This window comes from Streptomyces sp. G7(2002) (assembly GCF_028870195.1).
Taxonomy (GTDB): domain Bacteria; phylum Actinomycetota; class Actinomycetes; order Streptomycetales; family Streptomycetaceae; genus Streptomyces; species Streptomyces nigrescens.
Genome location: NZ_CP102609.1, coordinates 3914726 through 3935829, shown reverse-complemented (window position 1 = coordinate 3935829; position 21104 = coordinate 3914726). Strand labels below are relative to the sequence as shown.

The 21104-nt window shown below is 73.8% G+C and carries 11 protein-coding genes; 4 read left to right on the top strand and 7 right to left on the bottom strand.

The features are described from left to right. Positions 1-9: 9 nt before the first annotated feature. Entirely contained in the window at positions 10-1662 is a 1653-nt protein-coding gene (locus NUT86_RS16285) for a glycosyltransferase family 2 protein (RefSeq protein WP_159488107.1), read from the bottom strand. Positions 1663-1927: 265 nt separating this feature from the next. Continuing rightward, entirely contained in the window at positions 1928-5590 is a 3663-nt protein-coding gene (locus NUT86_RS16280; protein ID WP_274735964.1) for a bifunctional glycosyltransferase/CDP-glycerol:glycerophosphate glycerophosphotransferase, read from the bottom strand. 251 nt (positions 5591-5841) lie between these two features. Between NUT86_RS16280 and NUT86_RS16275 the strand changes: the two genes are divergently transcribed. Then, complete coding sequence (locus NUT86_RS16275; protein ID WP_018091231.1) at positions 5842-6528, top strand: class I SAM-dependent methyltransferase; 687 nt, start codon at positions 5842-5844, stop codon at positions 6526-6528. Between the two features lie 132 nt (positions 6529-6660). Here NUT86_RS16275 and NUT86_RS16270 read toward each other — a convergent pair whose 3' ends face one another. The 5 genes from NUT86_RS16270 to NUT86_RS16250 all read right to left on the bottom strand — a co-directional run bounded on the left by NUT86_RS16270 (position 6661) and on the right by NUT86_RS16250 (position 15980). After that, positions 6661-7617, bottom strand: a complete 957-nt coding sequence (locus tag NUT86_RS16270) for a class I SAM-dependent methyltransferase (RefSeq protein ID WP_274735961.1) — start codon at positions 7615-7617, stop codon at positions 6661-6663. Between the two features lie 454 nt (positions 7618-8071). Beyond that, entirely contained in the window at positions 8072-8986 is a 915-nt protein-coding gene (locus NUT86_RS16265) for a carbohydrate ABC transporter permease (protein ID WP_109890105.1), read from the bottom strand. Further along, the gene (locus NUT86_RS16260) at positions 8983-10236 is read right to left on the bottom strand and encodes a carbohydrate ABC transporter permease (RefSeq protein WP_381679301.1); all 1254 of its coding nucleotides are present in this window, start codon (positions 10234-10236) and stop codon (positions 8983-8985) included. The genes NUT86_RS16265 and NUT86_RS16260 overlap by 4 nt, the downstream gene beginning before the upstream one ends. A 265-nt stretch (positions 10237-10501) precedes the next feature. Beyond that, entirely contained in the window at positions 10502-11881 is a 1380-nt protein-coding gene (locus NUT86_RS16255; RefSeq protein ID WP_274735958.1) for an ABC transporter substrate-binding protein, read from the bottom strand. Between the two features lie 679 nt (positions 11882-12560). Beyond that, the gene (locus tag NUT86_RS16250; protein WP_274740502.1) at positions 12561-15980 is read right to left on the bottom strand and encodes an FtsK/SpoIIIE domain-containing protein; all 3420 of its coding nucleotides are present in this window, start codon (positions 15978-15980) and stop codon (positions 12561-12563) included. A 491-nt stretch (positions 15981-16471) separates the two neighbouring features. Between NUT86_RS16250 and NUT86_RS16245 the strand changes: the two genes are divergently transcribed. From NUT86_RS16245 to prfB, 3 genes are all read left to right on the top strand, one after another. Continuing rightward, the gene (locus tag NUT86_RS16245; RefSeq protein WP_274735956.1) at positions 16472-18142 is read left to right on the top strand and encodes a serine/threonine-protein kinase; all 1671 of its coding nucleotides are present in this window, start codon (positions 16472-16474) and stop codon (positions 18140-18142) included. A gap of 240 nt (positions 18143-18382) precedes the next feature. After that, on the top strand, positions 18383-19654 hold the full coding sequence (locus tag NUT86_RS16240; RefSeq protein ID WP_093646573.1) for a serine/threonine-protein kinase: 1272 nt from the start codon (positions 18383-18385) through the stop codon (positions 19652-19654). A gap of 157 nt (positions 19655-19811) precedes the next feature. After that, on the top strand, positions 19812-20918 hold the full coding sequence (gene prfB / locus NUT86_RS16235) for a peptide chain release factor 2 (RefSeq protein WP_018091239.1): 1107 nt from the start codon (positions 19812-19814) through the stop codon (positions 20916-20918). Positions 20919-21104 lie beyond the last annotated feature (186 nt).

Sequence of the window (21104 nt, the reverse complement as noted above, 5' to 3'; positions counted from 1 at the left end):
CCGTGGGCGTCAGCGGCGCAGCCGCCGGGCACCGATCCGCCATACGCTGCGCAGCCCCGACGCGACCCGCAGTGACAGGGCCCCGCCGGTCGTCGCATACGGCTGCACCAGCAGCAGCAGATGCCGGCGGCTGGGCAGCACCCGGCGGCGCAGCCCCGGCCCGATGGCCCGCAGCGCGGCCCGGAAACCGGCCCCGTCCGCGCAGCTGACCTGCGCCATCAGATCCCAGGGCTCGGGGTCGGCACGGTGTGGGCCGCCCCGTTCGACCAGCGCCCCGAGATCCAGCACGACCTCGGCGGTCCAGCAGGCCTCCGAACCGCCGGCGGCCGGGGCCGGGGTCAGGGCGGCGGTGTGCACCGGGCCGCGCCGGTCGTCCCGGCGCCGCCGCAGCTCGATATCGATGCTCTCCGGCCCGGCCGCGGCCAGCCGCCCGTACAGGTCGTGCACCCGCAGCCGCAGCACACCGGGACTGCTGAGGGCCGGTTCCGCGTCTATGGTCACCGGCAGCCGGTGCATCGGCTTGGTGCCGATCGCGTCCAGCTCCACCTCGGGCAGGTCCTGGGACCACACCGCGCGGCCCCCGGCCTCCGCGTACGGCGGCAGCAGCCGGCCGGGCCGGGCCGCCAGCTGGGTCAGCCGCCCCAGGTCCCGCGGCGCCGGCGAGGCCAGCACCACCCGGGCCAGCCAGCGGGCCGGGGCCCGGGCCGCCCGCAGATCCGCCTCGTCGAAACCGGCCAGATAGTCACGGGTCAGCCGCCACCACTCGCCGCGGTAGTCGGCACCGCGGGTGTGCAGCTCACGGACGTACATCCGCAGATCGTGATCGAGGAACTTGGTGCTCGCGGCATGCGCCAGCGCCTTGTGCCCGGCCTCCTGGAAGATCTGCACGCTGGCCCGGTGCGCCGCGATCCGCGCCTGCCAGTTGGCGACGTCCTTGCGGTCCAGCGAGATCGACTGCCGGGCGGCCGAGCGGCGCACATGCCAGACGTAGACGTGGTCGGGAATGGTGGCGACCCGCGGGGCGGCGGCCAGCACCCGCGCGGTGAAGACGAAGTCCTCATAGGTGAAGCGGCCCTCGGGGAAGGTGATGGCGTGCTTGTCGAGGAACGCCCGCTCGTAGAGCTTGTTGACGCACAGGGTGTCCCGGACCAGCTGGGGGCTGGCATCGGGGGAGTCGTGGACCGCCGGCTCGCGGTAGAGGCCCGGCTGCCAGGGGACATCGCGGTGCGCGGGCAGCTCACGGCGGACACAGGCGCCGGCCACGACCGGGGCGTCATGCTCCAGAGCGGCGGCCAGCAGCGCCCGGGCCGCACCCGGGGGCAGCACATCGTCGCTGTCGAGGAACATCACGAACCGCCCGGTGGCGGCGCGCAGCCCTTCATTGCGCGGAGTGCCGCAGCCACCGCTGTTCGTGTCGCGGTGGATGACCCGCAGCCGCGGTTCGTCGTGGGCGAGGGCGTCCAGGGCGGCGCCGGTGCCGTCGGTGGAGGCGTCATTCACCGCGATCACTTCGGTGACCGTTTCGCCGGGGGCCCCCTGCGCGAGCGCCGAGCGCACCGCGTCGCCGACGTGGCCGGCGTCGTTGAAGGCGATCACGACGATGCTGACCTGCGCGGATGGCGTGATGGTGGGCCCCGGCAGTGGCTCAAGGGCTTCTTTCACAGTCACTGAAATCTACATTTCGTGTCGACAGCATCTCTTGGCGCGAGCGGGAATTCCGAACCCATTTCCGATGATTCAGAGGGTGAAATCCGTCGCGCGGTTGCACCCGCCGCTCCGCTTTTCCGCCCTCTTGCCGTCTTCGTGCCGGGCGGGAGCCGGGCTTGGGGTGTGCCGGGCCCGTGAGGACACCTGCACATGCTGTAACGACGCGAACGCCGCAGGATGCCGATCCGCACACCATCATCTTGCGGCGGACCGGCTCCGGTCACCGCTCCATCAGATCCGCGACCCGTCCCGCCGCGCCGCCGTCGTCCCGGTGGCAGAACGTCTCCCGGAAATCCGCGTACGCCTCCGCCCCCGCCGCGGCGATCGCCGTCAAGTCCCCCAGCGCGTCGACCAGTTCACCGGTCGAGCTGAGCAGCGGCCCCGGCACCCGGGCCTCGAAGTCGAGGGTGAAGCCCCGCAGGGTGTCGCGGTAGTGCGGCAGATCGGGGGTCAGAAAGAGCATCGGGCGGCCCGTGTTGGCGAAGTCGGCGGCCAGCGACGAGTAGTCGGTGACCAGCACATCCGCCGCCAGCAGCAGCTCCGTCGCGTCCGGGTGGGCGGACACATCGAGCGCGAACGGCGCATGGTGGGCCGGCAGCCGGTCGGCCACCATCGGATGGCCGCGGACCAGCAGCACATGATCCTCGGCCAGCTCCCGCCGCGCCAGCTCCAGATCGAGCGGCAGATGCAGCCGGTGGTGGCCCGCGTCGTAGGCCAGATCGTCGCGCGGTGTCGGCGCGTACAGCACGACCTTCCTGCCCGGCTCGATCCCCAGGCGCTCCCGTACCGCCGCCGCCGTCAGCTCACGGTCGGGGGCGAACAGGGCGTCGGTGCGCGGCAGTCCCGTCTCCAGCAGCTGCCCCGAGTAGCCCAGCGCGGAGCGCAGCACCGGTGTGCTGTGCGCATTGGGCGACAGCAGCACGCTCCACTGCCGGCTGACCCGCGGCCGCGGCGCCAGATGCGCCAGGCCCGCGCACAGCGTGCCGGCCAGATCGGCGCCGATCCGCTTGAGCGGGGTGCCGTGCCAGGTCTGGATGATCCGCTGGCCGCCGCGGCGGGTGAACCACCGGGGCAGATGCGTGTTGGTGACCACCCAGCGGCTGTGCGCCAGCGCGCCGTGCCACTCGGCGCTGCCCACCAGCACCGCCCGGGCCGTCTCCGGCACCGCGGTCTGCGCGTCGCGCACCGCCCACAGATGCTCCACCTCCATGCCGCGGCGGACCAGCTCCTCGTGCACCGCGCGCGGGGAATCCCCGTACGCGCGGCCGCCGAAGCTGCTGTAGAGCACGGTGTCGCGCAGCGGCCGGGAACGGTGCAGCGAGTAGTGCTGTTCGCGCAGCATCCGGCGGCGGTAGGGGCCGCGGTCGGTGGCGGGCAGCGCGGGCCCCGCCACCACCAGCGCCTCGTCCTGCCGGTGCCGGTCGAGGGCGAGCGGCTTGCCGCGGACCGTACGGGAGGCCGGCAGCCCGTCGAGCACGGACGGCGCACAGCGGACCGGGGCGTCCAACGGGGAGCCCACCGCGCCCCGTTCCCGCAGATGCAGCGTCCAGCGGCCCTCACGCAGCGGCAGCGTCCCGGCCAGCGAGGGCAGCGCGCCCAGCGGCAGTGTGCCGTGGAACCGGCCCTCGTCGTGCGTGGTGGGGAAGGCCAGCTCGGCGGCGTGCGCCCCGTGCTTGAGGACCAGTTCGGTGGCGTGCGGGGCGGCGGCCGGCAGCCCGCCCGACAGGAGCAGCGTGCCGTCCGTGCGCCACAACAGCCGGTCCAGATACGGCTGCGGGATGCGGTCGTCCAGCACGAGATGCCCCGCCGGAGTGGCGGCCACGACCAGCTCACGGCCGTGCGGCAGCGGATACGGGACCGGCGTCAGCCCGGGGGCGCAGGCGACCGGGTCGGTGCCGCCGCCGGGCAGTACCAGTTCCGCCGCCCAGCTCACGGTGTGCGCGGGCGGGATGGCCCGCGGCGCGCCGTCCCGGGTGGGGCGCGCCGCGGCGAGCGCGTCGAGCCGGATGCGGAAGGTGTGCGTCGACGACGGGGCGCCGTACGCGCCCCCGGACACCTCGCCCGCCTCCCCGGGGCCCGCCTCCCCGGGGCCCGCCTCCCCGGGCTCCGGCTCCTCGGGCGGCGCCGTCTCCACCGGGAACGACACCACCGTGCCGGTCCCCTGGTGGGTCAGCCGCAGCGCGGCGGGCGGCGGACCGGGCACGGTGACGGTCAGGTCCAGATCACCGGCGGCCGCGGCACGGTGGCCGGCCAGCCGCCGGGTGCGGCGGTGCACCGACAGCCGCAGCCGCCCGCCCGCGTACCAGGGCGTGATCCGCACCCCGTCGTCCGCGCCGCCGCCGGCCACGTCGTGGGCGCGCGGCGCGGCGCCCGAGCCGGTGTCCGGTGCCTGCAGCGCCCCGGACCCCACCACGCCCGCCGACGCCAGCAGCACCCCGACGGTCCAGTCGCCCTCCTCCCAGTGCCCGCCCCTGCGCAGCCGGGCCGGATCGAGCCGCATCTCGAAGCCCGACCAGTCGTAACAGTGCAGCTCCTGACCGGACTCGGCGGTCGCCTCCGGCATCGCCACCGCGCGCAGCGGCAGCAGGATGCGCCGCCGCCCGCACGACAGCACCGCCGTCCTGAGGTAGCGGTGCCGGGCCGCGGCGTCCAGATTGCGGAGATAGGCGTAGCCGCGCAGCACCAGCACCCCGTCCCGCCACACCGCTTCCCTCACCCGGGCCACGACGGGGAAGTCCGCACGGTCCAGCCGGGTCACGCCCGGCGGCAGCTCCAGCGGCGGCGTCAGCGGCAGCACCGCCCGCTTGCGCAGTGGCGGCCCGGCGACGGTGAACCCGGCCGGATTGCGGGCCTCGTGGGTCAGCAGCGCCAGCAGATCCGCCAGCCGCCCGGCGCGGATCAGATACCAGCGCATCCGCAGCTCCACGGGGAGCGTGGGGAACAGCCGCGGATCCACCCCGGACAGGAAGTCGCGGGCACAGTCCAGGAACGCCGTCCGGCACTCCGGCGCCGCCCCCGGCAGCGACTCGACCAGGTCGAGCAGCCCCTCGGTGAGCTGCGCGCGGTCGTAGTCGCGCCGGTGGCCGCTCAGCCGGTCGCGGGCCGGATCGGCGAGGAAGCGCCGGATACCGGCCACCGCCGCGAACCGGTCCCGTACGCCCCGGGCATCCAGCCGCCGGTGCCGGTCCGGCCCCTCCGGCAGCCGCCGGTAACAGACGTGCTCGTGCAGCACATCGACCGCCTCGGCGAGGAAGAACGCGGGCAGCGTCACCGCCGCGTCATGGCACCACTCGCCCTCCGGGAAGGCGAAGCCGTGCCGGTCCCAGAAGCTCCGGCGGAACACCTTGTTCCGGGCCACATGGTCGGACAGCAGCGTGAGGTCGTCGCCGACGCGGGTGCGCAGCACGGTCTCACGGCCGGCCGGATGGTGGGCGGACTGGCTGCGGCCGGCCGCCCCGAGCCGGTAGACGTTGCCGGTCGCGAGGTCCGACCCGGACCGGTCCAGCAGCCCGACGAGATCCTCGTACGCACGCGGCAGCAGCACATCCTCGCCCGCGTCGAGGAACGCGAGGTAGTCGGTGTGCGGATAGGCATGCCGGGCCCCGGTGTTGCGGACCGCGCCACAGCCGGGGGCCGGACCGTCCCCGGAGTGGTGGACGGTCCGGAACCGCGGATCGCGGGCGGCGAAACGCCGGGCGAGGGCGGCGGGGGCGGACTCCGCGGCGCCGGCGTCATCGCGCCCCGCCGCGGGTGGGCCGTCCACCAGCACCACATCCAGCTCGGTCAGCGTCTGGGCCGCGACCGACTCCAGGCACTCCTCCACATTCCGCTCGGACCCCTCGATGCGATGGACCGGGACGACGACGGTGAGCCGTGGCTTCATACGCGGACCAAGCCTTTCCGGACTGGCGATGCACAAGACCGGTCCGTTCAACTCGCCCACGGCGGCACGGTCACCGGATCTGCGCTGAAAGGGTGAGGCGCATCGTCGACAGTGCGTGGTCAGCTCATTACGCTCGGTGTACGAAATCGGCGCGCCGTAGCGCCGGGCCGCGTCCGATGCCGTAGACCCGTTGCACAGCTTTACGGCGCCCCGCGCGCCGTGTTTCCCCCAGGGAAGGTGACCGCGTCCCGATGCCCGGCCGAACCGACAGCTCCGCCGCCACCGACAGCCCCGACGCCGGACCGCCCGGCAGCGACGTCCGGACCGCCCGGCCCGCGCCCGCCGCGGGCACCGCCCCGTCCGCCTCCACCGCGCGGCTGCCGGCCGAGCGGCGGCGCGGCGGCCCGGCGCGGCTGCTGCCCGCCCGGTCCCCGTTCCGCAGTCAGCTGCGGCGGATCGGCACCGGGCGGGTGCTGGAGATCGGCTGCGGCACCGGCGACACCCTCGCCGACTGCGCGCCCGGCAGCGTCGGGGTCGACCACGACCCGCAGTCCGTGGCGCACTGCCGGCAGCGCGGACTGACCGCCTACACGGCCGACACCTTCCTTGCGAGCCCGCACGCCCGTCCTGGCGCCTTCGACGCGCTGCTGACCGCGCACGTCCTGGAACACCTGGACGACGAGCAGGTTGAGGGCCTGCTGCGGGCGTACGTTCCGTACGTACGGCCCGGCGGTGGCGTCCTGCTGATCACCGCGCAGGAGGCCGGACACCGGGCCGGCCCCGCCCCGGTGCGCTTCACCGACTTCCCGCTGCTGCGCGCCTTCGCCGAATCAGCCGGGCTGACGGTACGGCGGACGTACTCCCATCCGCTGCCGCGCCCGGCCGGGATGCTGCTGCGCTCCAATGTGTTCGTCCTGGTGGGGCAGGTGCCGCGGTAGACCCGCCGGGGCCCGGGGCCGGTGCCCGGACCCTGCCCGGGGCCGGTGCCCGGACCCTGCCCGGATCCGGTGCTCGGGACCCGGTGCCCGAGGCCGCGGCGGACCCCGGCCGCCCGGCCCCGCGCGGTGCGGTCAGCGGGTACGGGCGCGCCGACGGGCGTTCACGACCGCCCGGGTGACCACCGGCGGCAGCACGTCCAGGGCGACCCGGCGCAGGGTGCTGCGGGCCGGGAGCGGCGCGCGCGGGCCCGGACGGGCCGCGGAGGCCTTCGGCGCCCGGGCCGAAGGCCGCGACAGGGAACGGCCGCCCCCGGACGTGTACCGGGACACCGGATGGGCGGGCTCCTTGGCGCCCTTGGCGCTCAGCCGGACCAGCGGGGCGTCGTTGACGTACTGCACCTCGTGCCAGATGTCGCCACGGGCCTTGATCCAGTCCACCAGCGCCTGCTGGAGCGGCTCCGGATCGCCCCAGGTCCCGTAGAACTTGGTGCCGGTGATGCAGATGGGGCGCAGCCCCTCGTTCGCGACGGCCTGCCAGGTCGCGGCGGCCACCCCCGGGCAGTGCTCGGCGCGGTAGTCGTCCATCACCACGACACCGTGGGAGGTGAGCAGCTCGCGCACCGCGAGGATGTCGCCGTGCACATGCTCGTACAGATGCGAGGCGTCGATATGGGCGAAACGCACCGAGCCCTCCTCGACGTGGTCGGTGACGATCGAGCTGAGACCCTGCACGATGGTCGGCAACTCCTCGTGGAACGCAAGGTAGTTCGCCTCGAACGCGCGGCGCGTCAGGGTCGCATAGGACTTCTTCATCTCCTGGGAGTTGGAGGAGTCCTCGGCGGGGGAGTCGAAGAGATCGCAGACCGTGAAGCGCTCGCCGGCCCGCCGCCGCGCACCGAGGAAGATGGCGCTCTTGCCCATGTACGCACCCAGTTCGAGCAGATCACCCGGCTCCGAACGCTCCTGCTGGCGCTTCAGGAACCAGTCGAAGAGCAGCTGGTCCGCGGTGAAGAACCAGCCCTTGACCTCGGAAAGCCGGGTGGGGCGCGGGAGTTGTTCGGCACTCTGGTCTGCGATGGGGGCAGTCATGTGCGGTCCGTCTCCAGACGGTCGGGAACGTAAGGGCGTATGACGACACGTGCGTGGGGGGAGGAAGGTGCGGTATGTACCGGCGCTGTCTGCCGTGGATATGCGGGGAATACGGGGAATGCAGAGAACCCGGGGAATCCATGGACTCCGTGGACGCACGGACCCCATCGACTCCGTAAGGATTTCTGCTGTCTGCTGTCTGCTGTTGTGCATCTCTGCAGTTATGGGCGCCCGCCCGGTGCCACGACCGCTGCGCAGGGGCGGCCCGGCAGGGGCCAGGGCGCCACGCCTCGCTCCACGAGACATGCGGGCGCCGCTCAGGCGGTCCCCATGGCGGTCCCCATGAAGGAGCCCTGTCGGACCCTGCGCGGCACGGCACCGACGGCATCGTAGGCGGAGGAAAGTGAACGGGAGATGGCGCGCAGCCCGGCGGCAGCGGGCCCCCGCGCGCAGATCACTTCACCGCACCGGCCATCACGCCCGAGACGAACTGGCGCTGGAAGGCGAAGAAGACGATCAACGGCACCACCATCGACAGAAAGGCGCCGGGCGCCAGCACATCGATGTTGTTGCCGAACTGCCGCACCTCCTGCTGCAGGGCGACCGTGACCGGCGGATTGCCGCTGTCCGCGAAGATCAGCGCGATCAGCATGTCGTTCCACACCCACAGGAACTGGAAGATCCCCAGCGAGGCGATCGCCGGACCGCCCAGCGGCAGCACGACCCGGGTGAACAGCCGCAGCTCACCCGCCCCGTCCAGCCGGGCTGCCTCCAGCAGCTCGCGCGGGATCTCGGCGAAGAAGTTCCGCAGCAGGAACACCGCGAACGGCAGCCCGAAGGCCGTATGGAACAGGACCACCCCGGCCGTCGTCTCGAACAGCCCCACCGCCCCGAACAGCTTGGCCACCGGGATCAGCGCCACCTGTACGGGCACCACCAGCAGCCCCACCACGGCCAGGAACCACCCGTCCCGGCCGGGGAAGTCCATCCAGGCGAACGCATAGCCGGCCAGCGAGCCGATGACGACGACCAGCACCGTCGCCGGCACCGTGATCGCCGCCGTGGTCAGCAGCGAGCCCATCACCTTGTCGTTGGACAGCAGCTGGCTGTAGTTGTCCCAGGTGATCTGGGCCGGCTCACTGAAGACCTGCCACCAGCCGGACTCGGCGATCTGCTGCGGACCGCGCAGCGAGGACAGCAGCAGCCCCACCGACGGCATCAGCCAGAACAGCGCGACGAGGACGAGGAAGACCCGCACCGCGCCGCCGCCGGTCCGCGCCGCGATCCGCGCGGCCGGCGACCGCCGGGCCCGTACGCCGCCGGCGGCACCGGGGCGCCCGGCCGGTGCGACACCCTCCACGGTCGTCATCGGCGACGCTCCTTCCGTAGACGCCGGAGATTGACGTACATCACCGGCAGCACGAGCAGCAGCAGGAAGACGGCGATCGCGCTGCCCAGGCCCTCGTCGACATCCGTGCCGAACGACGACTGGAAGAGCTGGAGCGCCAGCACATTCGCGGACCGGATGCTGGAGCCCGGCGCGATGATGTAGACCAGATCGAAGATCTTCAGCACATTGATCATGAGGGTGACCAGCACGACCACCAGCACCGGCGCCAGCAGCGGCACCGTGATCCGGCGGAAGACCTGCCACTCGCCCGCACCGTCCACCCGCGCGGCCTCCAGCAGCTCCCGGGGCACGGCCGCCAGACCCGCCGCGATCAGCACCATCGCGAAACCCGCCCACATCCAGACGTACGAGCCGATGATGGCCGGGGTGACCAGCGCCGGGCCGAGCCAGTCGACCCCGCGATAGGCCTCCGCGAAGTTCCCCGCGGGCAGCCGCAGCCGGGCACCCTCGGCCTTGCCGGCGGGCAGCGCAAAGGTGCCGTCGGCCGCCGTCGTGGCCGAGGCGACCACCCTGCCGCCCCGGACCGCCTCGACGCGCAGACCGGCCAGCGCCTTCTCACTGCCGTCGACAGCATTGGGCCGGCCGCCGCCGCCCCGGGTGAAGTCCAGCCACGCGGTGCCGGTGATCCTGCCCGGCTGCGGCCGGGCGGCTGCGGCCGACCGCGCCCCGCGCAGATCGCCCGGCTGGACGGCGACCAGCGGCAGCAGCACGGGCGACCCCGACCGGACCGCCGACCCGGTGGTGAAGGCGCCACCCCCCGACGGCTTCAGATCGGCACGCGGCCGCGGCTTGGCGCCGGGGAACGGCGCCGGGTCGGCGAAGGTGTCGTGGACGCCGACCCACACCGCGTTGGCGACCCCGCGCTCCGGCGCCTGGTCGTAGACCAGCCGGAAGATGATCCCGGCCGCCAGCATCGAGATCGCCATCGGCATGAACACGATCAGCTTGAAGGCGGTGCCCCAGCGGATCCGCTCGGTCAGCACCGCGAAGATCAGCCCCAGCGCGGTCGAGACCGTCGGCGCCACCACCACCCAGACGACGTTGTTCCGCAGCGCCGTGCGGATGCCCTCGTCCGAGAACATCGCGCCGTAGTTGTCCAGCCCCACGAAACCGTCACCGGACGCGTCGAACAGACTGCGGTGGACGGAGAACACGATCGGATAGACGACCAGCGCACCGAGCAGCAGCAGCGCCGGCAGCAGAAACACCGCGGCGAGCCACGGACGGGCACCCAGAACACGCCCACGGCCCGCACCGCGCCCTCCGGCCCTCCTGCGGCCCGCGCCGCTGCCTCCGGTCCTCCCGCGGTCCGGGCCGCTGTATCCGGTCCTCCTGCGGTCCGGGCCGCTGCCTCCTGCCCTCCCGAGGCCCGCGCCTCCGCCTCCGCCCCTCCTGCGGCCCCGCTCGCCCGCCCTGCTGACCTCTTCGTCGCTCATGGTGACGGTCCCCCGGTCCCGGTCGAGGCGGTCGGCGTCAGTGCCCGAACGACGCGGCGGCGTCCTTCTCCAACTGCGCCTGCGTACCCGCGATGTCCTTGGGGTTCTTCAGGAAGTCCTGCAGGTCCTTCCACTCGCCCTGGCCCGGCTTGCCGCCGAACGAGGCGGGCGCCTGGTCGGACATGTCGAAGCGGAAGTCGTCGCCCGCCGCGACCAGCGCCTTGGCGATCTCGCGCATCACCGCATCGGCGTACGCCGCCTGGTCGAGCTCCTTGTTGGGCGAGATGAACCCGCCCGCCTGCGCCCAGATCTTGGCGGCGTCCGTCGACGCCAGGAACGCCAGCAGCGCCTGCGCGGCCTTGGTGTCCTTGAGGGCCACCGCCACATCGCCGCCGGTCACCACCGGGGACTTCGCGCCCACCGCCGGGAACGGGAACACCTTGGCGTCCGTACCGACCTTGGCCTTGGTCTGGGTGATGTTGGCGGCGGCGAAGTCGGCCGAGGAGACCATCGCGGCCTTGGGGGCGTCACCGCCGCTGAAGGTCTGGGTCACCGACGTCGGGAAGTCCGTCTGCAGCGCACCGGAGTTGCCGCCCGCCAGCAGATCCTTACGGCCGAAGAGCTGCCCGAGCGTGGTCAGCGCCCGCTTGACCGTCGGGTCGGTCCACTTGATCTTGTGCTGCGCCAGCTGGTCGTACTTCTCCGGGCCCGCCTGCGAGAGATAGATGTTCTCGAACCAGTCCGTCAGCGTCCAGCCGTCCGAACCCCCCACCGAGACCGGCTCCACGCCCGACTCGGCGATGACCTCCGCCGCCTTGACGAAGTCCGGCCAGGTCTTCGGCTCATGGGCACCCGCGTTGTCGAACGCCTGGGCGTTGTACCAGACCAACGACTTGTTACTGGCCTTGAAGTACACGCCGTACGGGGTGCCCTTGTGAGCGCCGAGATCCCGCCAGCCCTTCGCATAGTTCTTGGCGAGCTGCGCCTTGGCGCTCGCACCCAGCGGCTTGAGCCACCCCTTCCGGGCGAACTCATTCAGCACACCGACCTGTTGGAGCATCGCAATGTCCGGCGGACCGCCACCGGCGACCTTGGACCCGATGAAGCCCGCCATGTCGTCACCACTGGGCACGAAGTCGACCGTGGCGCCGGTGCGCTTCTCGAACTCGTCCAGCACCTTGCCGAAGTTCTCCCGCTCGGGCCCCGTCCACACCGCGGTGACCTGCAACTTCTGGCCCTTGAGCGAGGGCAGCTGCACCGTGGGGGCGGTACTGCCGCCCTTGCCACCGCCGCTCCCCTCCTCCTTCGTGCCACCGCCGCTGCCGCCCCCGCAGGCGGCCAGCGCCAGCCCGAGTACCGCGGTCGCCGCCACCACGGTCGTGGCGCGTCCAGCCGTCCGGTCGAGTCGTCTGCGCATCCCCGTAACCCCTTATCGCTGCGCCTGCCATACCGGGTGCAAAGAAATCCACCTCACGCCCTACCGCGACGTCCCTGCCGTGCAGTTCGTGTGTGCCGTGCCGTTCGTGCGGTGCGGAGGTGCGGTGGTGCGGTGCGGTGGTGCTGAGCGGTCCGAGCGGTGGTGCCGAGCGGTGGTGCGGGTGCGGTGGTGCCGAGCGGTGGCGCGGTGGTGCCGCGCGCTGGGCTGCGCGCGCCGCGCCCTGCTTCCGCGCCGAGCGGCGCCGTCGCAGCGCACTGCCGCAGCGTCGCGCGGCGCGGGTGCGTCCCGTGGTGCGCGTGCGTCGCGCGGCGCGGATGCGCCACACGGTGCGGGTACTACGTCGCGCTGCAGCCGCGTCGCGCGCTGTGCTGCATCGCGCGGTGCGGGACCGGTGCGGCCGTCGTGCGCGGTGTTCCGGTGCGGGTGCGGGTGCGGTGCGTCTGTCGTGTCCGGTGCGTCTGTCGTGTCGGTGTGAGGTATCCGGTGCGCTGCGTCCTGCAGCGCGGTGTGCGACAGTCCTACGCCCTGGCCACGGGGTCCGCAATACCGCCTTCCGCGTCAACCGGCCTTTCGTGACAGGGCTGTTATGGGCGACATGACGTGACGGGGCTGGGTACCGGTGGCGTGACGGAGCTGGTCACGGGTGGGCGCCCGCGCTTCACAGCAGCGGCGGGGCGGCCGACGCCCCCGAGGACTGTGCGGCCCGTTGCAGTGCGCTGGCGAGCAGGGCCAGGTCCGTCGGGCCGTTGCCCAGCTCGCGCAGCGGGCGCCGGGCCGGCGGGTCGCCCATCCGCTGCCACTCCAGCGGGACGACCGTCGGCCGGAGGGTGGACGTCCGGGGTATCCGGCCCGTGACGCGGCCGGCCTGGAACGGTGTCGAGGAGCCGTCCGCCGCGCGGTGGAGTCGTCCGCGGCCTGTGGGTACCGGCTCGGACGGATCGGTGGTGGCGCCCAACTGGACGCGCAGACCGGCCCGTTCGCTGGTCGCGGTCTCCGCCGTACGGTCCGGATGGCCGGTCGCGGCTATCAGGTGCACCCCGAGCTCCGCCCCGTCCCGGGCCACTGCCTCCAGGGCGCGCACCACGGACCCGGCGGCCGGGCGGCCCGTGCTGCCCAGCGCCGGCGCCACGAGTGCGTCGAAGTCGTCGACCAGGACGAACAGTCGCGGCATGGGCGCCGCGGGCTGCTGTGCGGTGTCCTCGGCGGGGGCTCCGCTGCGGGTGCGGAGGCGTAGGGTGCCGGTCGTTGACGGGTCTGCCGGGGTGGCGCCTCCTTCCTCCTTGTTCCGGCAACGATTACGGAGAGTAATTGGTTCCTGCTCTCCGTCACCGCCCTCGGTCGAGCGTCGTGGTGCGGCGATCCGCGGTGCCGGCAGATGCTTGCTGCGCCACTCGGCGAACGGGGTGCCGGCGAGTATCTCCGCCCGGCGCTTCAGCTCCGAGGACAGCGCCTGGGCGAACTCCCGCATCCGGACCGGGTCCGAGGCGGCGAGATACGTCGTGACATGCGGCAGGTCGGTGCACACCCGCAGTCCCTCGCCTCGCTCGCTGCCGCCGCCGTCGACCAGCACCAGCGACAGCAGGTCCGGGCGGTCGGCGGCGGCGAGCGAGGCGGCCAGTGAACGCAGCAGCTCGGTCTTGCCGGTGGCCGCGGCGCCCTCCAGGAGGAGATGCGAGCCGTCGGCGGCGAGGTCGGCGCACAGCGGGCCGTGCGGTCCGGCGCCGAGGACCGCGGCGGCGCCGGGCCGGTCGGTGTCCAGGGCGGCGGCCCAACGGGCCATCAGGGACGCCGGGGTGGCGCGGGCCAGCCCCAACTCGTCCAGCAGCCGCGCCGTATCGGGCAGCGGGACGGCCGCCCGCATCGCCGCGCCACCGCCGGCCGTGGCCGTCGGGTCGGTCTCGCGCAGCGGCGCCAGTGCCCGGGCGAACCGCTCGGCCCAGGCGCCGGAGACCGCGTCCACCGTCGCGACCGTGCCGTTGGGGCCCGAGCCCGGCTGGACGACGCGCAGCGCCGTGGCGACATCGCCGCTGAGCACCGCGACCGCCCCGCACTCCCCGAAGGCGGGCGAGGCCTTCCGGGCCGCTTCGTAGGTCGCGGCCAGCGGGAAGGCGGGGGAGGCGGCCGGGGTCTCGGCCAGGCACAGCAGATGGATACCGGCCGCCGGACCGGCCGCGGCCAGCCGGGCGGTGGTCTCGCGCAGCGCGGAGGTGCCGGGGTCGCCGTCCACGATCACGAGGGTGTACGGGCCCTGGTGGCGGGCCGCGGCGGCGGCGATCTCCGCGCGCTCGGCCTCGGCCCAGCCGGGGCCCAGCGGGCCGTCGTCGAGCCGGCGTACCAGCTCGGTCGCCCGCGCCTGGGCCTGATCCGTGTCGTAGGCGAGCAGCAGCCGGCAGTCCTGGCCGCGGTCCGGGCGGACCTGCGGCAGCCAGCCGAGCCAGGACCAGTCCGCCACCCGCTCCTCGGCCGGGCGCGCCCGGTCCGTGCTGATCAGCACGAGGTCGAGGGTGGCGGGGGAGTGCAGGGCGGCGAGCTGGGCGAGGGCGCAGCGGGCCAGCCCGGTCAGCCGCGCCCGCGGCCCGGCGAGGCCGAGGGAGCCCGCCCGGCGCAGTTCGACGGTGACCGGCACCGCGGCGCGGCCGCCGCTGCGGGCGGCGGTCCCCAGCCGGACGGTCAGCGCGTCGGGGTGCTCCGGGCCGCGCTCCCAGAGCCGCGGCCCCGGGCCCAGCGCGGTGAGCAGGATCGCGGCGGCATCCGGCCATCGTTCCTCGGCGGCGGGCCCGGAGGGCCCTTCCGCGCTCCGGGCGCCGCCGGGGGCGTTCGCGCGGGCCGCCGCGGGGTCACCGGCCGGTGCGTACTCGGCCGCGAAGGCCTCGTCCGGCCGCTCCACGGCGGGCCGGCCGCCCGCCAGCCGCCGCGCCCAGGCCCCGATACCGCCCCGCCGCCCGCCCTTACGGGGCACCTCGTCGGCCGGGGCCAGCGCCTGCTGCCCGCCGTGTGTCCGCTGCTGTGCGGCGTCCGCGAAGCCGCCGGCCGGTTCCCGGACGCCGGGCCCCCAGCCGGCCGACGGGGTGCCGTCGTCGGTGGTGCGGTCGTAGACATGGCCGGTGGAGGCGTCCGGGAAGGGCGTACCGGCGGCGCGCGGCGAGCCGGGGCCGGGGGCCGGTGCGCCGGAGGCCGTTGCTCCGTATCCGGTCGGGGTGCCGCGCAGGGGGGTGTCCCGCCGTCCGGGCGCGGCCGGGGCCTGCGCGGGCGGGGGAGCCGTCATGGGAGCGGACGCGCCGCCGGCCACCTGGGCGTACGCACCGGCTCCGGCATAGGCCCCGGCGGTGGCGACGGTGGCCCCGTGCGGGCCCGCCGCCCCGTCTGTCCGGTACTCCTCGGCCCGTCCCGCCGCGGCGCTGTCCGCGGTGCCCGGGGTGATCCGCAGATGCCCCTCGCCGTCCGGTGCGGTCGCCAGGGCGGGGTCCGGGGCGCCGGGCGCGGACTGCAGGCGCAGGGCGGACTCGCCGATACGGAGAAGGGTGCCGGGCCGCAGGGGTGCGGGCCGTTCGTCGAGGTCGGTGCCGTCCACGGCGGTGCCGTTCGTGGAGTGCAGGTCGGCGACGGACACCGAGCCGTCCGGTTCGACCGTCACGGCGCAGTGCAGCCGTGAGACATCGGGGTCGTCGAGGGGGACGTCCGCGTCGGCGGAGCGGCCGATGCGGATCTGTCCGCCGTGCAGCAGATGCACCCCGCCGGCATCGGGCCCGGAGATGATGCGGAGCCGCGCGGAGCCGTGCGGCAGACCGTGGGCCGGAGCGGGTCCCGGGCTCTGGAGGGAGAGCACCGCGCCGTCGATCAGCGGGGGCTCGCCGATCGCCGCGCGCTGTGGATCGAGCCGCTCGGACCCGGCATACAGGACGACGGGGCCGCTGCCGCCGCCCGCACCGCCGACATCCGCACCCGAGCCCGCCACGGAGGCGGCGAGCGAGCCGGCCACCGCCGCCAGCGCGGTCCCGGCAGGGGCCGTCACCAGCACATCGCAGGCCCGTGTGGTGTGGCCGCTGCGCGGCCCGAGGACGGTCAGCCGGATCTGCATCGCCGTCAACGGTCCCTTCTGCCGGGATCCGGCAGGGGGCCCGCTCGCTCCCCCCACCACACCCGAGCACGTCGGCACGTACAAGTCCCAAGTGCACGTCGCGACAAGGACCGTGCGCCCCACCGCATCGTGCTGGGTGCATCCTCGCACCTGCCACTGACAACGCGCCCGCCGACCGCCGTTCAGTGATCTTGATTGGTCTTCTAAGGGCGAAAAAGTGCCTGCTTGCGCGCCGTGCCCGGCCGGATTTCGACCGCCGTGGTCAGCTCGGAAGGTCTCCGGACCGGACCGCGCGGGCCCCGTCCGCACCGTCCGGGCTCCGGCAGGCAACCATCCGCCCCGAACCCGCGTCTTTTCCACAAGCCCGCACTGGGCCGCCGGACCGAAAAGATTGTGCGACGGCACTACAGTGGGTCGGACGGTCCGCGCGGAGTTGATCAGCTGACCAGCGGGCCGGGCAAGAGATCCACCACGACCAGGGAGCGCATGACGTGCGGCCGGTAGGCAGCAAGTACCTGCTCGAGGAGCCGCTGGGACGCGGTGCCACGGGCACCGTCTGGCGTGCCCGCCAGCGGGAGACGGCGGGCGCCGAGGCCGCCGTGGCCGGAGAGCCCGGTGAGACGGTCGCGATCAAGGTCCTCAAGGAGGAGCTGGCGCACGACGCGGACGTGGTGATGCGGTTCCTGCGGGAGCGCTCCGTCCTGTTGCGGCTCACCCACCCGAACATCGTCCGTACCCGCGACCTCGTCGTCGAGGGCGATCTGCTCGCCCTGGTCATGGACCTGGTCGACGGCCCCGACCTGCACCGCTATCTGCGCGACAGCGGCCCCTTCAGCCCGGTGGCCGCCGCGCTGCTCACGGCGCAGATCGCCGACGCGCTGGCCGCCAGCCATGCCGACGGTGTGGTCCACCGCGACCTCAAGCCCGCCAACGTCCTGCTCGCGGGGGCGGACGGCAGCAGCGAGATGCACCCGATGCTGACCGACTTCGGCATCGCCCGGCTGGCCGACTCCCCGGGCCTGACCCGCACCCACGAGTTCGTCGGCACTCCCGCCTATGTGGCGCCGGAGTCCGCCGAGGGCCGTCCGCAGACCTCCGCCGTGGACATCTACGGCGCCGGCATCCTGCTGTACGAGCTGGTCACAGGCCGTCCGCCGTTCGCCGGGTCGACCGCCCTGGAGGTGCTGCACCGGCACCTCAGCGAGGAGCCGCAGCGCCCCAGCACGCTGCCCGAGCCGCTGTGGACGGTCATAGAGCGCTGTCTGCGCAAGCGGCCCGAGGAGCGGCCCGGCGCCGAGAGCCTCGCCCGTGCGCTGCGCACCGTCGCGGCCGGGATCGGGGTGCACGCCCGTCCCGCCGAGGCCGAGGCCGCGCTCGGTGTCGCCGCGCTGCTCGCCCCCGACCCAGCGCCCGCCACGGTTCCCGGTACGGGTGCCGACGGCGGCCAGGCCGCCGGAGGCGACGCCGACCCCACCCAGGTGCTTCCGTCGGGCGCCGGTTCGTACGACCCGGGCGCGGCGACCAGCGTGCTGCCCTCCACGGGCGGACCGGGCGGCCCGAACGGCCCCGCCGGGCAGGGCGATCCGACGCGGGCCATGCCGCCGATGCCCATGGGCGCACCGGCCGGAGGCCCGCAGGGGCCCGACGGTCCGCACCCGTGGGAGTCCCAGATGCGGGCCGCCCGCGACCGCAACGAGCAGACCCAGGTGCAGTACCTGGACCCCAGCGAGGACCCGCTGCGCCGCCGTCCGCAGCGCCAGGCCCCCCAGCAGCCGCCGCAGCGCCCGCAGCAGCAGTACCGCCAGCAGCCCGCTCCGGTGCCGTACGCCCAGCAGCAGCCGCCGCAACAGCAGCGGCAGCCGCAGGCGCCCCAGCGGCGCCAGGAGCCGCCGCCGCAGCGCTACGAGCCGCAGCGGCCGCCCGCCCCGGAGCCCCGGCCCCGGCGCGAGCCCCGTCAGCGCAGCGCCAACCCGATGAAGATCCCCGGCCTGGGCTGCCTCAAGGGCTGTCTGTTCACGCTGATACTCCTGTTCGTGGCCGCCTGGCTGATCTGGGAGCTGACCCCGCTCCAGGAGTGGATCGGCACGACGAGGGGCTTCTTCGCGCAGATCGGGGAGGTTTACCACAGCGTGGAGAGCTTCGTGCGGGGCCTCAGCAGGTGACGTCGGCCGTCCGCGCGCTCCGTGCAGCCGCGGGCGGCCCCCCCGGGCCTGTCCGGCCGTCATCCGCCGGACGGGCCCTAAGACCCACTCAGTGGATTTGTCGACTTCCGGCGGAGAATTTCGCTCACAGAAGTGAAGGTTGCCACCGTCCGGGGCATTGAACCCCCTGGCACCCGCGTAGCTTTGACGCCAACCTCAGCCCCCGCAGGACGCTCGGGGGCCCGACACGTCGGAGCAGTCTTGGCACGGAAGATCGGCAGCCGGTACACCGCCCACCAGATCCTGGGACGCGGCAGTGCCGGCACGGTATGGCTGGGCGAGGGTCCCGAAGGGGCCGTGGCCATCAAGCTGTTGCGTGAGGAGCTCGCGTCCGACCAGGAGCTCGTCGGCCGCTTCGTACAGGAGCGGGCGGCCCTGCTGGGTCTGGACCATCCCCATGTCGTCGGCGTCCGCGATCTCGTCGTCGACGGCAATGACCTGGCGCTGGTCATGGAGCTCGTACGGGGCACCGACCTGCGTACCCGTCTGGAGCGGGAGCGCCGGCTGGCCCCGGAGGCCGCGGTCGCGATCGCCGCCGATGTGGCCGACGGGCTCGCCGCCGCGCACGCCGCCCGGATCGTGCACCGCGACGTCAAGCCCGAGAACGTCCTGCTGGACATGCAGGGCCCGCTCGGCCCCGGTGGCGCGCACCCCGCGCTGCTCACCGACTTCGGTATCGCCCGGCTCGTCGACTCCCCGCGCCGCACCAGGGCGACCAAGGTCATCGGCACCCCCGACTACCTCGCCCCGGAGATCATCGAGGGGCTGCCGCCGCGCGCCTCCGTGGACGTCTATGCGCTGGCGACCGTCCTGTACGAGCTGCTCGCCGGCTTCACGCCCTTCGGGGGCGGACACCCCGGGGCGGTGCTGCGCCGCCATGTGACGGAGAGCGTGGCGCCGCTGCCCGGTATCCCCGACGAGCTGTGGCAGCTGCTGCTGCAGTGCCTGGCCAAGGCGCCGGCCTCCCGGCTGCGCGCCCCGGAGCTCGCCGCCCGGCTGCGGGAGCTGCTGCCCGGCCTGGCGGGCATCCCGCCGCTGGACATCGACGAGCCGGACGACGAGGACCCGGAGGGCGAGCAGGAGGGCGCCGCCGGCTCCCGCGAGGAGGCGTTCTACCCGTCGGCGGCGCCGGCCGAGGCCACTCCGCCGCGCGGCGCGGTCCCGCTGGTCCAGGGCGCGGTCCCCGACTCCAACCGGGAGACGCACACCAGCATGCGCGTCCCGGGCCCGGACGAGCTGGCGGGCGGCGCCCACGGCACCGCCCGGGCCCCGCGCGCCGCCGGTGAGCGCCGGGCGGGCTCGGCCCGGCACCGTGCGTCCCCGGAGGCGGTGCGCCGCCGCCGCATCAAGCTGGGGGCGGCCGCCGCCGCGGCGCTCGTGGCGGCCGGCCTGGGCGGCTGGCTGGCCTCGGGCGACGACGAGCAGGGCGACGCCACACCGGGCGTCCATCAGTCGGAACCGGACACGCCGTGACGCTCCCCGGGCGCGCGCTGGCCGCGCGCCGGGCCCGGCGATGACCGGCGCGGTGACCGGTGTACGGGCCGCCGTGGACCGGTCGCGCACGGCTCCCGGCGGGTCCGGCCTGCCGGGGCCGGGTCACGCTGACGGTGGCAGCCGTTAGGCTGGGTGCGTGGCAGTCGTCGATGTATCCGAAGAGCTGAAGTCCCTCTCCTCGACCATGGGGTCGATCGAGGCCGTCCTGGACCTCGACAAGATGAGGGCCGATGTCGCCGTGCTCGAGGAGCAGGCCGCGGCGCCGTCCCTGTGGGACGACCCGGAGAACGCACAGAAGATCACCAGTCGGCTGTCCTACCTCCAGGGCCAGCTGCGCAAGGCCGAGGACCTGCGTGGCCGGGTCGACGACCTCGAGGTGCTCTTCGAGCTCGCCGAGGCCGAGGACGACGAGGACGCCAGGGCGGAGGCCGAGGACGAGCTGTCCGCCGTCCGCAAGGCGGTCGACGAGCTGGAGGTCCGCACCCTCCTGTCCGGCGAGTACGACTCCCGTGAGGCGGTCGTCAACATCCGCGCCGAGGCCGGTGGCGTCGACGCCGCCGACTTCGCCGAGAAGCTGCAGCGCATGTATCTGCGCTGGGCCGAGCGGCACGGCTACAAGACCGAGCTCTACGAGACCTCGTACGCGGAAGAGGCCGGCATCAAGTCGACCACCTTCGCCGTGCAGGTGCCGTACGCCTACGGCACCCTCTCCGTCGAGCAGGGCACGCACCGCCTGGTGCGCATCTCGCCGTTCGACAACCAGGGCCGCCGCCAGACCTCGTTCGCGGGTGTCGAGGTGCTGCCCGTCGTCGAGCAGACCGACCACATCGAGATCGACGAGTCCGAGCTGCGGGTGGACGTCTACCGTTCGTCCGGCCCCGGCGGCCAGGGCGTCAACACCACCGACTCCGCGGTCCGGCTGACGCACATCCCCACCGGCATCGTGGTCTCCTGCCAGAACGAGCGCTCGCAGATCCAGAACAAGGCGACCGCGATGAACGTCCTCCAGGCCAAGCTCCTTGAGCGCCGCCGCCAGGAGGAGCAGGCCAAGATGGACGCGCTCAAGGGCGACGGCGGCAATTCCTGGGGCAACCAGATGCGTTCGTACGTCCTGCACCCGTACCAGATGGTCAAGGACCTGCGGACCGAGTTCGAGGTCGGCAACCCGACCGGTGTTCTGGACGGCGACATCGACGGCTTCCTGGAGGCCGGAATCCGCTGGCGCAAGCAGCAGGAGAAGTAACGGGCCGGTCCCGTCCGAAGGTGAAACAACTGCCTCCCTCGCGGAGGCAGTTGTTTTTGCTGTGGGGGTTTGGTCACAGTCGTATGTCCATGTACCGCGCAACTCTTGGTAATTCGGGCATCCAGCCTTTAATCGACCTTGACGATAGTGGCGGAACTGGGAAGGCTGAGCGCGGCATGCGTATGT

What these genes read in the sequence shown, in the direction of transcription:
- NUT86_RS16275 (WP_018091231.1), top strand. Translation starts at nt 5,842, where the DNA reads ATGCCCGGCCGAACCGACAGCTCCGCCGCCACCGACAGCCCCGACGCC.
- NUT86_RS16255 (WP_274735958.1), bottom strand. Translation starts at nt 11,881, where the DNA reads ATGCGCAGACGACTCGACCGGACGGCTGGACGCGCCACGACCGTGGTG.
- NUT86_RS16270 (WP_274735961.1), bottom strand. Translation starts at nt 7,617, where the DNA reads ATGACTGCCCCCATCGCAGACCAGAGTGCCGAACAACTCCCGCGCCCC.
- NUT86_RS16265 (WP_109890105.1), bottom strand. Translation starts at nt 8,986, where the DNA reads ATGACGACCGTGGAGGGTGTCGCACCGGCCGGGCGCCCCGGTGCCGCC.
- NUT86_RS16280 (WP_274735964.1), bottom strand. Translation starts at nt 5,590, where the DNA reads ATGAAGCCACGGCTCACCGTCGTCGTCCCGGTCCATCGCATCGAGGGG.
- NUT86_RS16250 (WP_274740502.1), bottom strand. Translation starts at nt 15,980, where the DNA reads ATGCAGATCCGGCTGACCGTCCTCGGGCCGCGCAGCGGCCACACCACA.